We start from the raw sequence: 11,246 nt of genomic DNA on the forward strand, positions 1-11,246 counted from the left end.
TCATGCTTCCTTGTTCCACAAAACAGCCGATCCTTTCATCACGCCCACTGCCACTGCGAACAACAGCAATACCGTACCCGCCAGCAGCCACGGCGAAGGCAGGGATGGCTGTGACATCAGCATGAACGCCAGCGGCGGTGTGATCATCACGCCGATATTCACCCCCGCCGAGTAATAGCCGAGGTTGCGGTCAACGGTGTGACGGCTGGAGATACTGCTGACGTAGTGGGTGATACCGGGGAACACAACCATCTCCCCCAGGCTCCAGAGCACGGTGGCGGCCAGCAACAATGCACCGATATGGCTGAAGCCCATCAGGAAAAACCCTACGCCGGCCATCAGGAAACCCGCCACCAGTGAGCGACTGCTCGACAGGTGCGACATGCGTTGGTTAATCGGTACTTCGAATAGAATCACCAGCAGTGCATTGATAAAAAAGATGATGCCGACGTAGTAGGCCGGCAACTCGGTGTAGTTGATGATGTAGGCCGACAGAAACGTTGGCGGCAGCGCATAGGCGATGTGCACCGGCAACGCTGCCAGCAGAATCACCAGCAAGCGCGAACGCTCGTGCATTGCGCTTTCCGGCAGCCCATTGCCTTTACTGGCAACGCCAGCCCCTTGTGTCACCGGCACCGTACGCCCAAACCACAGGCAGGCGATAAAGGCGACAAGGGACAACGCTGCGTTGAGGTAGAACACCGCATCGGCGTTACTCAGGAAAATCAGGCTGCCCAAGAGCGGCCCGATTGCCATGCCGATGTTGATCGCCAGGCGGTTGCAGGAGAACGCCACTTTGCGCGATTCGCTACTGCTGTGAGCCACTGTTTCGGAGAACGTGGCGGGGGTGAATGCTTCGTAGCAGCCCCCCCATAGAAACGACAGCACAAACAACACCACGGTGTTATCCACCGACGGAATGATCAGCAGCAGCACCGCATTGAGCAGTAACGAACCGAGGATCACCCGATTGGCAGAAAAACGCTTGATCACCCCGCCGATGATCAAGTCCACAAACAACGCACCCGCGCCATACACGCCCACCAGCAAACCTGCGGTGCCCGCCGATACGGCGTGCTGATGAATCAGGTACGCCGCATAGAAAGGGAACGCCATGGTGCCCATGCGGAACACCAAGGTGATCAGGAACAGCAACTGCAAGCGGGCATTGAGCCCACGTAAAGCGCGATAGGTGCCCATCATCAGCGGATCACATAGACGTGGTCTTTGTTCTGGCGAATCTGCTCGTAATCCTCGTCGATACTGCGCTGGCTCTCCGATACCAGAAACACCCGCAGAGGGCTGCTGAGCAGGTCCACGGTCTTTTTCATCAACTTGCCGGCCTTGTATTTGACGCTCAGCTTATGCACCGAGGGCAGCGCCTCGATCAGTTGGATAGCTGAGTCGTTGAAGCCAGTGACCTCACCTTGCAGCGTGGTATCGGTGTTGATGACACAGGCTTCCTTGAGCTTTTGATAGCGCTTGCCGGCATAGTTTGCCTTGAACGCCTCACCATCGCAGTACGCCAGATAGGTGAGCTGCGCCTGGTTGCCGCCCAGGCTGATGTCGTGGAATCGGGGCTCCATGTTGCCGTTCAAGCGAGCACCGACTTCTACCAGCGCAGGGCCGGCTTCAGTGAGGATCACTTCCGAATGGGCTGGGCCGTTATTGATACCCAACGCCTTGAGCGCCTGCACGATGTAATCGACCAGTACGTTGGCCTCGGCACTGTCCGGCGCAATCAGAACGTCACGGTCATAGATGTTCTTGCCGCCACTGATTTCACGCTTCACATAACGCCAGATCCCACAGACGTAGGCCTGCCCATCACGGCTGACGGTATCGACGATATACTCCGGGCCCTTGAGGTAGGACTGGCAAAGAATTTCGGTGTTGGCCAGGCCGAAGATATCCAGGTTGGATATGACTTCCTCACAGGCGCGCTTGACGTCCTCGACGTTGTGGCAGATCGAGACGCCGTCTGTCGAAGCCGAGCTCAGCGGTTTGATCACGCACGGAAACACATGGCCGGCCTCTACCCAAGCCAGCAGTTGCTGGGGGTCCGAGGATTTGATCTGGCGGGCGGTCAACAGGCCCGCGGCCGCGACTTTATTGATCATCTCAAACTTGTCGCGGCGCGCACGTGACCCCGCGCTGCCGTTGGAAGTGGACAACTGCAGTTGTTCGCTCAAGTAGTCGGCAAATGGCACGCCTGGCTCCTGGCCAGCAATGACGGCGACTACGTTGAATTCGCGCAGGCGTTGCACGATCTCTTCAGCGTTGTCGTTGAACGCCAAATTGTGTTCGAACTCCGACAGATTCGGCCCGAGCATGCTCGGCATCAACTCTGGGGTACTCTGTACATGGATCAGGCTGAAGCCCGCATCCCGAAAATATTGCGGCAGGAAATTACCGCTCGAGTAGACATCCACCAATGCGACGTACTGCTTCATAAGAATGTCCTTTTTCAGTAATGAGTGGCGGTTTCAGAGGCCCGTGGCGAAGCCACGTCATCCAGCGCCAGGAAAATGTTCTGCGGAAACTCAGCCACACGGTGCAACAGGTGCAGGTACCAATTGATGCCATACACCGCCGACACGCGGGTCTTGACCTGACCCTGGTTTTTCACCTTCTGAATCAATTCAGGGCGCACACCGTGAAGCATCTCCAGCTCGCCTCGGTCGGCGATGCGGCTGGTGAGGATTTCTTCAACCAGCTGTGGGTCCTGGGTCGCGAAAGCGAACGGGCCACGGCCGCCATTGATTCGGTCCAGCAACCCCAGGTAACGCTCGTTGAGCGCATTGCCACGCGGTAAAGCAATCGCGGCAGGCTCAGCATAGACGCCTTTGACCAAGCGTACTTTGCAGCCAGTTTCCAGGACCGCCCCGAGGTCATCCGGGGTTCGATTCAATTGCGCCTGCAAGGTGATACCCACGTTGGGAAAGCGCCCGCTCAGTTGCAGGAAGATATCGAGGATCGAATCCGTCCATTGAGAACGCTCCATACTGATGATCACACCGATATCCTTATCGGCTGCATGGGTGAGGATCTTCGAGCAGTTCTCAATCGCCAGTTCGCGGGAAATGATGGTGCCGACGTTGGACAGGTCGAACCCCAACTGCGGGGGTTCTTCAAGCTTGGGATGCTGTGCAATCAAGTCGATGAGTTTCAGGTACTCATCGGTAGCCGCGGTGACCTCGGCTAATGTCGTCGCTTCCTCGCCAACGAACTCGACACCGGTGCGATAGCCTTTCTCCAGCAGGGCCCCAAGCTTATCAAGCATCTCCAGGCGATCTTCGGAGATGATGTAACGAAGAGCGGCGGGCCGCAGGAAATCGCGCAGCGTCTCGCTCTGCAGGAACAAATCGCGATAGGTTTTGTTCGCCGCCAGTTTCTTCAGGGCCAGGGTTGCCAGCAGGCTGTTGTCGGTCGTGTTCATGGCATTAAACCCCGTAGGACTGGTTGAGCATACGACGTGCGAAACTCGAATCGTCGGTGTGGTTGGCAATCTTGTGAGCGCGGAACTTGGACGCGTAACTGAGCAACGTTTCCTTGTGGCGGCTCTGCCGATCACGGGTAAAGATCCCGGCCCACAGGTTGTCCCAGCGCGCGTACTCAGGGTGAGTCATCAGCAGCTTATGAGCCTTGCGCATATTCCAGTGGGGAATGGACGGATGTAGGTGGTGCACGAGGTGGTAATTGTCGTCGTGGCGACCGAAAAAGAAGTTCTCCAAAACATTGCCTTTACGGTTGCGGGTCAGCAACAACTTGTCGGTCTCAACCGCCGGCATCGGATAATGCTCGGCCAACTCGATGATCCAGCCTACGGCTACGGCGGTGGTAAACAGCGGCACCAGCCAGAACAACACCCATTCAGCGACCACCCCGAACCAGGCGACCACAGCAAAAATTACCGCCCAATAAGCCCACATCATCATGCGTTCCTTGCGGATGCGCGGGTCTTGCCCCTGGACACGGTCCTTGACCACATACTTGATGTACTGAAGGGTTCTGTAGCCGGATAGCGCCATCACGACGTTCTTCAAGAAGAACTCGCGCTCGCTTTGTTGAAGGTCATACAGGCCGCACTTGAGATGGAAATTGTAGTCAGGGTCTTTTTCTGGATGCCCCAAGTGCACGTGGTGGTTCTTGATGTGCGAAGTGCTGTAGGACTGGTACAAGTGGAAGACCAGATACCCAGAAAGAAACGTACCGGCAAACCAGTTGATCGCACGGTTTTTTGCCAACACCTTGTGGGTTGACTCATGTAGTACGTTAGTCAAAGCACGTTGGGTGGTGCCGATTAGAAACAGCGAAACCGGGTAGAACCAATAGCTGATGCCCAACGACAGGTAAATGGCAAACGCAATAATTGCATAGTCCTTACCCAGTGCGATGGCCCAGTGATAGTTATCTTTTTTACACAAGTGTTTAAGCATCCCGAATGTTTCCCGGGAAATACCGGCAGCGTATTCGCTAGCAGGTTCTTTGTTTTTATCGACCAGCATAATCACTCCATAATTAAGCGGCGCGCTGCAGCACTCGATCCGCGCAGGGCGAAGATGATTTTTTGAGTGCTGCGCCTATTGTTTTTTTTGCCTGAGCTAGACTCATCGGCTGCAAAAAAACTAAAGCACCGCTTAACAGTGAACAAGCTGCCCTTTTAGACAGGTAGCGCCAAATCACGCGCGCACGCGCGCGCTCGCCGATGAAAAATCATCGGCGAGCGCGGTATTTTTACGAGGGGGGCCTGCCGATCAGGCCTGTTCGCGGATGTAGCCCAGTTGCAAGGCTTTACGGATTGCGGACTTGCCGTTGGTGACATTCAACTTGCTGAAGATATTCTTCATATGAAACTTTACCGTACGCGGGCTCATGGAGACCAAGAGCGCTATTTCGTTATAGGTCTTGCCCAGGCTGGTCCAGGACAATACCTCTGTTTCGCGAGGCGTCAGCACGGTTTCGCGTACAACAGGGGCAGGCGAGGTTGCACCACTTTCCAGCGCCTCGTCGTAAACCGAGACCAGCAGCATCTGCAGTTCGCTTTTGTTGGCCAGCACTCTTTCGCGAAACTGTTGATGCTCTCCGAAACTGCACAGGTTGAGAATGGAATAAAAACCCTGGTTGCCATGCACAATAAAACTGGCGCCCTCGCCCACAGGCGCACACGGCCCCGGCACCGGCACCGCTTCTGCCGCAGGGGCCAGGATGTTTTCATCGCTCCAGAAAAACGGTTTTATGCGGCGCTTGGACAAGGACAACAAATGACCGCGTTGGTAAAAATCATCCGCCGCGTCACCGCGGTCCAGCGCATCGGGGTAATTGGTGATGATTTCCGCTTCGTCCAGCGTCGGCCCGCATTGATAAACCTCGAAATGCCCGAGGCCACGTCGACTCAGCTCGGCATCGAGCAATTGACGCACATCAGCGGGCTGAATGAGCGTGTTGTTATTGGCTTGACCATCGCTTCGCATGAATATCATCCCTGATGAGTGACAACGGGGTGAAGCTAGCGATCTGACGGAAGTGCTTCAATCCGGAAGCTTCTGATCAGAGCCGACCCACTCCGTAGGAAATTTCTCTAAACAGGGGAAAGAATGAAACACGCCTGACGGCCTTGTCCAGTGCTTCCGATGGCGAACCGACCGTGAGCAGCTATAGCGCCGCCTGATCAGACCACCTGCGTCGCAAAGGCCTCGCGAAAACGCTCCATCTCCCACGAGTTGCCCACCGTCACCCGCACCCAATGCGGCCAGTCCTTCCATACCCGCCCAACCAACACATTCTGCGCCGCCAACTGCTCAATCACCTGCTCTGCCGGCCGCTTCACGTCGATCATGAAGCAGTTGCTGTGGGAGATGGTGCAGCTAAAGCCCCGACCCTTGAGCCACGCGATTGTTTCATCGCGCAACCTGGCATTGAGCGCTTTGCGTTGGCCCACCAGTTGCGCGTCTTCCAGGCTGGCACGGGCGGCCAGCAAGCTGGCGCCGGCCGGGACGTTGTCGCCGCCAAACACCGCCAACCGCTCCAGCAACGCCGGGTGGCCGATCGCCAGGCCCAGGCGCGCACCGGCCATGCCGTAGATCTTGGAGAAGGTGCGCAGCACCAGCAGGTCGTCGTGGTCGTTGACCCAACTCACGCAACTGGGGGTATCGCAGAATTCGATATAAGCCTCGTCCACCACCAGCACGCTGCCCTTGGGTTTGTGCGCCAGGGCCCGCCGGATGGCATCGGTCGAGGTCAGGGTGCCGGTCGGGTTGTTGGGGTTACACAGGTACAACATGCCGGCCTGTGGGTCAGCCGCGAGCATGGCGGGCACATCATGGGCATGCTGGGCATCCAGGTTCACTTCATGCACCGGCGCCTTGATCGACTCGGCCGCCTGGCGCGGGACTTCGTAGGACGGCGTGGCCATCACCAGGCCGCGGGTCTGGCTGGCAAACGCCAGCACTGCGTAACGCAAGGCAGCCATCGAGCCGGCAAACACCCCGACGTTGTCTTCGGCTATACCCTGTTGTTGGGCGAACAGCGCGGCCAATGCGTACATATCGGGGTAAGGGTAACGTCCGGACGCTGCAATCGCGCGCTGCATTGCCTGGCGAGCCGCGTCTGAAGGGCCGTAGGGGCTTTCGTTGTAATTGAGCAGCACCTGGTCAGATTTTGTCGGCGCTGGGCTGGCGAGGGCCCATTTGAGCTGCCCCATCACAGGCAGGGCCGCGCCCAGCGCGAGAAGGGATCGACGACTGACACGCACCATGGTGACTACTCCTTGTAGAGGCGCGAGGGATTCGCGCAGGCCGTATAGAAGACTATGACGAGAAAGCCGTTGCCTGATTTACCACCAAGGCGTATCCCTGCACTCAGCACTTTATTGTTATAGCGGGCGCATGCAACACTTTCACTGCCGCGAACCTTCAAGAACGGGTTCTGCCGGCATGGACTGATGACTAAATGGAAGTGGTGAGCACTTGATACACAGACGGGAAAAAACCGAGCACTTGAAGAGCAACATCAAGTACTTGATCAAGAGTCGTGGCGAAACCCAGCTTTCGTTAAGCAGTGCCGCCGGCCTGACCAGGACCACCATCTACAACATCCTGGAAGGCAAGGTCGTTAACGTACAGCAGTCGACCATTCGCAAAATCTCGGACTTCTTCGGCGTCTCCTACGAAGAAATCGAGACCATCAGTTTTGAGGCCAAGGAAGTCATCGAGAGCAATGTTTCCCCACTGGGTAACAAGAACCCGGCGGCAGTGCCTGTGCTCAAGGAAAGCCTGCTCATGCAGAACCTGGGCAAGCGCATCGGTGAACTGGCCACGCTTCATCCGCTGACGTATTACTTCGGCAGCGCCTGCAACTTGATCGGCGTGCGCCTGGAGCACGGGATTCCGGGCCTCAATGAACCGGGGGACTTGCTGATCGTGCAGAAAGGCTCGTCGAGCGACGATAAAGAAAAGCTAGTGTACGACCGCGCCACCAAGAAGCTGTTCATCACCCTCGAACCCTGCGGGAACTCAGAGCGTTTGTGTGTCATCGGCGACATCCTTGAGGAGCGCTTCAATGACAACGTCTGAGGGCGCCGTGGAAAACAGCAAATACAAGTTACTGGGCTTTGAAAACGACAAACGCCTGGCGGTGATCATGGTGATCGCCACGGGCAAGGTCCTCAAGATCAAGCTGAGTGAAGTGCTCAGCAGTGAAATGATGGACAACTTCAACAAGATGGAAATCAAGAATCTGTACAAAAAATTCTACTCCCAAGGCGGGACACTGACCGCCTACGATATAAACGACCGCAATGAAAACTCCTGGATGATTTACATCATCCTGAACTTGCTGCTGTTCACCTTCTATATCTTCACCAGCATTGCCGCGACCAAACCGATTTACCTGGAGTCGTTGGGCATCATCGTCACGCCGGGCACGTTCCTGTACCCACTGACCTTCTTGATCGTGGACTTGCTCAACGAGAATTTTGGCTTGCGCCTGGCCAGGCGAGCCATTCTGTTTGCGTTTGCCAGCAACGCGATGATCATCATCCTGCTGTATGGCTCCACGTTCCTGCCGGGGCTACCGGGCTGGAAGCTGGATGGGCCTTATACCGACGTGATCCTGCAAGTGTCGTCGGTGCTGGTGGCCTCTTCGGTGTCGTTCCTGGTGTCGGAGAATATAAATTCCTATTTGCTGTGCAAGATCAAGGAGCTGACCAACTCCAGGTACCTATACCTGCGGATATTCCTCAGTACGTTCTTTGCAGTGATTATCGACAGCTTCCTGTTCTGCTTTATCGCCTTCTACGGGGCGATGCAGACCAGCGACATACTCAGCATGATCTATGTACAGATCGCGATCAAAGTCGGCTTTGCGTTCTTCAACATCCTGCCTGCCTACGGGGCACGTTCATTGTTCAAGCGCTATCAATAATCCTGTAAGAGCGAGCTTGCTCGCGAAGAACCCGAGCGCGCCGCGTTCAACCCGATGCGCTGCGTTATCGTTGACGTTCTTCGCGAGCAAGCTCGCTCCTACAAGGGTTATTTCAGCTGCAACTTGTGCTTGAGGCTCTGCATGACAGTTGTCTTGTTCTGCAGGTAGTCATTCAAGCCCCGAGCGCGCAGGTTGCACGCGTCACACTCGCCACAGCCGGTACCGATGATGCCGTTGTAGCAAGTCAGCGTCTGCTCGCGCACCAGCTCCAGTTGCCCGTGATAGTCGGCCAGGGCCCAGGTTTCGGCCTTGTTCAGCCACATCAACGGGGTGTCGAGGCGCACGTCGTATTCCATGCCCAGCTTGAGGGCCTGGTTGAGTGCTTTGACAAACTCATCCCGGCAATCGGGGTAGCCTGAGAAGTCGGTTTCGCACACACCGGTGATGACGGTCTCGGCCTTCACTTGATAGGCGTAGATCGCAGCCAGGGTCAGGAACAGGATGTTGCGCCCCGGCACAAAGGTACTCGGCAGGCTTTCACCCGAGCTGTTCACGGTCGGTACCGGGATGTTGTCGCGCGTCAGGCTGCTGATCGCCAGCTCATTGAGCAGGGACACATCCATCACTTTGTGCACAGTGGCCCCCAACTGCTTGGCCAGCTTCTGGGCCACTTCGATTTCTGCCACATGGCGCTGGCCGTAATCAAAGGTAATGCAGTGCACTTCGTCATACAGCGGCAGGGCCTGGATCAGACAGGTGGTCGAATCCTGCCCGCCACTGAAGACCATCACGGCTTTTTTACTCATTGCATTGCTTCCTGCATTTGTAGAATTGGGATGTAGGAGTGCGCTCGCTCGCGAAAAACGTCAACGATAACGCAGCGTATCCGGTTTAGCGCAGCGCTCAATAAAAAACCCCGCACGACTTTCGAAGGCGGGGCTTTTTTACTGCAAGACCACTCAGTGGGCGTAGGTCAGCAACAGCTCTTTCGGCACTTGGAAATCCAGGGACATCATCACGCTGAGCGCGGTGATGGTGAAAATCGAGAACACGAACAGCTTGCGCGCCCAGACGGTGTCATCCACCGCCTTGTAGCCGGTCCAGGCCATGTACAACCAGTACATGCCCATGGCGGCGGCGACGGCGAGGTAGCTCATGCCGGCGTAGCCACTGAAGGTCAACATCAAGGTCGCCACGAGGAAGGCCAGGATGTAGAGCAGAATATGTTTCTTGGCCACCTGGATGCCACGCTTGACCGGCAATACCGGAATCGACGCAGCCAGGTAGTCATTGAAGCGGAAAATCGCGATGGCGTAGGAGTGCGGCATCTGCCACAGGCTGAACATCACCAGCAGCACCAGCGCGGCCATGTCGAAGCTATTGGTCACAGCCACATAACCAATCACCGGCGGCATCGCCCCCGACAGACTGCCCACCAGCGTGCCGTGAACCGACTTGCGCTTGAGGTACAGGCTGTAGAGACCGACGTAGATGACAAAGCCAATCACGGCAAACAGCGCCGCCAATGGGTTGGCCACCTTGTACAACAGGGCCACACCGGCAACACCCAGGACGGTCGCAAAGATCAGTGCCAGCTTCAGGGAAATAAGCCCCTGGACCAGCACGCGATTCTTGGTGCGCTCCATCTTGATATCGATGTCACGGTCGATGCAGTTGTTGAATACGCAACCGGAAGCAACCACCAGGGACGTACCGATCATTGCTGCCAGGAAGATGGCCAGATCGACATGTCCCTTGGAGGCCAGGAAGAAACCGCCCGCCACAGAAAGCACGTTACCGAAAATGATCCCCGGTTTGGTGATTTGGATAAAGTGCTTAAGCGACATCGGGTCTTACCTCACTTCGCCATCATGTAGGTGTGGATGCTGAACATGATCCACAGCGACAGACCAACCAGCAGAACGATCACCAGGCCTGCGAACACAAACGCGATCACGTTCTCGCGCTGCTCTTTGGAGCGGTCCAGGTGCAGGAAGTACACCAGGTGAACCAGAACCTGAATCACCGCGAACGCCAGGACGATCATCAAGGTGATCGACTTCGGCAAGGTTGGGTACATCACCAGGCCGAACGGGATCAAAGTCAGGATGACCGACAGGATGAAGCCGATGGCGTACGACTTTACGCTGCCGTGGCTTGAATCGTGGCTGTCATGGGAGTGTGCATTAGCCATTACAGAGTCCCCATCAAGTAAACGACGGTGAATACGCAGATCCAGACCACGTCCAGGAAGTGCCAGAACAGGCTCAGGCAGCTCAGGCGGGTCTTGTTGGTGTTGGTCAGGCCGTGCTTATTGACCTGATACATCATCACCGCCATCCACAGCAGGCCAGCGGATACGTGCAGACCGTGGGTGCCGACCAGCGTGAAGAACGCCGACAGGAAGCCGGAACGGTGCGGGCCGTAGCCTTCGGAGATCAGCAGGTGGAACTCGTTGATCTCCATGCCGATAAAGCCCAGGCCGAACAGGAAGGTCAGGCCCAGCCAGCTCAGTACGCCCTTCTTGTTGCCCTTGTAGAAGGCCAACATGGCGAAGCCGTAGGTGATCGAACTGAACAACAGCAAGGCGGTTTCGCCGAGCACGTAAGGCAGTTCGAAGATGTCGTGGCCCGACGGGCCCCCCGCTACGTTGTTTACCAGTACCGCGTACACCGCGAAGATCGACGCAAACAAGATGCAGTCGGTCATCAGGTAGAGCCAGAAACCGTAGACGGTTATTGGCCCCGAGTCGTGGTGGTGGTCATCGTGCCCATGGTCATCGACATGGGCGTGTCCAGCATTGGTCACTAAGTTCGACATGG

12 protein-coding genes are annotated in these 11,246 nt (G+C 56.5%); 2 read left to right on the plus strand and 10 right to left on the minus strand.

Annotated features, from left to right (window positions below):
* The 6 genes from AB9N64_RS12615 to AB9N64_RS12640 all read right to left on the minus strand — a co-directional run bounded on the left by AB9N64_RS12615 (nucleotide 1) and on the right by AB9N64_RS12640 (nucleotide 6,757).
* Nucleotides 1-1,203: an MFS transporter gene (locus AB9N64_RS12615; RefSeq protein WP_019817486.1), complete on the minus strand. Its 1,203-nt coding sequence runs from the start codon at nucleotides 1,201-1,203 to the stop codon at nucleotides 1-3.
* Nucleotides 1,203-2,453 (minus strand): ATP-grasp domain-containing protein, encoded by a 1,251-nt coding sequence (locus tag AB9N64_RS12620; RefSeq protein WP_014719857.1) that lies wholly within the window; start codon nucleotides 2,451-2,453, stop codon nucleotides 1,203-1,205. The genes AB9N64_RS12615 and AB9N64_RS12620 overlap by 1 nt, the downstream gene beginning before the upstream one ends.
* A gap of 14 nt (nucleotides 2,454-2,467) precedes the next feature.
* The gene (locus AB9N64_RS12625) at nucleotides 2,468-3,439 is read right to left on the minus strand and encodes a proline dehydrogenase family protein (protein ID WP_371360330.1); all 972 of its coding nucleotides are present in this window, start codon (nucleotides 3,437-3,439) and stop codon (nucleotides 2,468-2,470) included.
* A gap of 4 nt (nucleotides 3,440-3,443) precedes the next feature.
* A complete protein-coding gene (locus AB9N64_RS12630) occupies nucleotides 3,444-4,508 on the minus strand; it encodes a fatty acid desaturase family protein (RefSeq protein ID WP_014719859.1) in 1,065 nt (354 codons plus the stop codon).
* A 249-nt stretch (nucleotides 4,509-4,757) separates the two neighbouring features.
* Entirely contained in the window at nucleotides 4,758-5,474 is a 717-nt protein-coding gene (locus AB9N64_RS12635) for a LuxR family transcriptional regulator (RefSeq protein WP_014719860.1), read from the minus strand.
* A gap of 197 nt (nucleotides 5,475-5,671) precedes the next feature.
* Nucleotides 5,672-6,757 carry a pyridoxal phosphate-dependent aminotransferase gene (locus AB9N64_RS12640; protein ID WP_060768061.1) on the minus strand — a complete coding sequence of 362 codons (1,086 nt, stop codon included), beginning with the start codon at nucleotides 6,755-6,757 and terminating at the stop codon, nucleotides 5,672-5,674.
* Between the two features lie 211 nt (nucleotides 6,758-6,968).
* Between AB9N64_RS12640 and AB9N64_RS12645 the strand changes: the two genes are divergently transcribed.
* Together AB9N64_RS12645 and AB9N64_RS12650 are read left to right on the plus strand one after the other, a co-directional pair.
* Complete coding sequence (locus AB9N64_RS12645) at nucleotides 6,969-7,574, plus strand: helix-turn-helix transcriptional regulator (RefSeq protein WP_003194047.1); 606 nt, start codon at nucleotides 6,969-6,971, stop codon at nucleotides 7,572-7,574.
* Nucleotides 7,561-8,424: a queuosine precursor transporter gene (locus AB9N64_RS12650; protein ID WP_014719862.1), complete on the plus strand. Its 864-nt coding sequence runs from the start codon at nucleotides 7,561-7,563 to the stop codon at nucleotides 8,422-8,424. Before AB9N64_RS12645 ends, AB9N64_RS12650 begins: the two co-directional genes overlap by 14 nt.
* A gap of 107 nt (nucleotides 8,425-8,531) precedes the next feature.
* Here AB9N64_RS12650 and queC read toward each other — a convergent pair whose 3' ends face one another.
* The 4 genes from queC to AB9N64_RS12670 all read right to left on the minus strand — a co-directional run bounded on the left by queC (nucleotide 8,532) and on the right by AB9N64_RS12670 (nucleotide 11,244).
* Nucleotides 8,532-9,230: a 7-cyano-7-deazaguanine synthase QueC gene (gene queC / locus AB9N64_RS12655; protein ID WP_014719863.1), complete on the minus strand. Its 699-nt coding sequence runs from the start codon at nucleotides 9,228-9,230 to the stop codon at nucleotides 8,532-8,534.
* Between the two features lie 153 nt (nucleotides 9,231-9,383).
* Nucleotides 9,384-10,271, minus strand: a complete 888-nt coding sequence (cyoE, locus tag AB9N64_RS12660) for a heme o synthase (RefSeq protein ID WP_019817484.1) — start codon at nucleotides 10,269-10,271, stop codon at nucleotides 9,384-9,386.
* Between the two features lie 11 nt (nucleotides 10,272-10,282).
* Nucleotides 10,283-10,618 carry a cytochrome o ubiquinol oxidase subunit IV gene (cyoD, locus tag AB9N64_RS12665; protein WP_003194051.1) on the minus strand — a complete coding sequence of 112 codons (336 nt, stop codon included), beginning with the start codon at nucleotides 10,616-10,618 and terminating at the stop codon, nucleotides 10,283-10,285.
* Nucleotides 10,618-11,244, minus strand: coding sequence for a cytochrome o ubiquinol oxidase subunit III (locus AB9N64_RS12670; protein WP_003194052.1), 627 nt, complete (start codon nucleotides 11,242-11,244; stop codon nucleotides 10,618-10,620). The genes cyoD and AB9N64_RS12670 overlap by 1 nt, the downstream gene beginning before the upstream one ends.
* Nucleotides 11,245-11,246: the final 2 nt, after the last annotated feature.

Source organism: Pseudomonas sp. KT_2_4 (assembly GCF_041410225.1).
Lineage (GTDB): Bacteria > Pseudomonadota > Gammaproteobacteria > Pseudomonadales > Pseudomonadaceae > Aquipseudomonas > Aquipseudomonas paracarnis.

Bases quoted from the DNA above. Each gene is read 5' to 3' on its own strand.
- AB9N64_RS12615 (WP_019817486.1), bottom strand. From the start codon at position 1,203: ATGATGGGCACCTATCGCGCTTTACGTGGGCTCAATGCCCGCTTGCAG.
- AB9N64_RS12620 (WP_014719857.1), bottom strand. From the start codon at position 2,453: ATGAAGCAGTACGTCGCATTGGTGGATGTCTACTCGAGCGGTAATTTC.
- AB9N64_RS12625 (WP_371360330.1), bottom strand. From the start codon at position 3,439: ATGAACACGACCGACAACAGCCTGCTGGCAACCCTGGCCCTGAAGAAA.
- AB9N64_RS12630 (WP_014719859.1), bottom strand. From the start codon at position 4,508: ATGCTGGTCGATAAAAACAAAGAACCTGCTAGCGAATACGCTGCCGGT.
- AB9N64_RS12635 (WP_014719860.1), bottom strand. From the start codon at position 5,474: ATGCGAAGCGATGGTCAAGCCAATAACAACACGCTCATTCAGCCCGCT.
- AB9N64_RS12640 (WP_060768061.1), bottom strand. From the start codon at position 6,757: ATGGTGCGTGTCAGTCGTCGATCCCTTCTCGCGCTGGGCGCGGCCCTG.
- AB9N64_RS12650 (WP_014719862.1), top strand. From the start codon at position 7,561: ATGACAACGTCTGAGGGCGCCGTGGAAAACAGCAAATACAAGTTACTG.
- queC (WP_014719863.1), bottom strand. From the start codon at position 9,230: ATGAGTAAAAAAGCCGTGATGGTCTTCAGTGGCGGGCAGGATTCGACC.
- cyoE (WP_019817484.1), bottom strand. From the start codon at position 10,271: ATGTCGCTTAAGCACTTTATCCAAATCACCAAACCGGGGATCATTTTC.
- cyoD (WP_003194051.1), bottom strand. From the start codon at position 10,618: ATGGCTAATGCACACTCCCATGACAGCCACGATTCAAGCCACGGCAGC.
- AB9N64_RS12670 (WP_003194052.1), bottom strand. From the start codon at position 11,244: ATGTCGAACTTAGTGACCAATGCTGGACACGCCCATGTCGATGACCAT.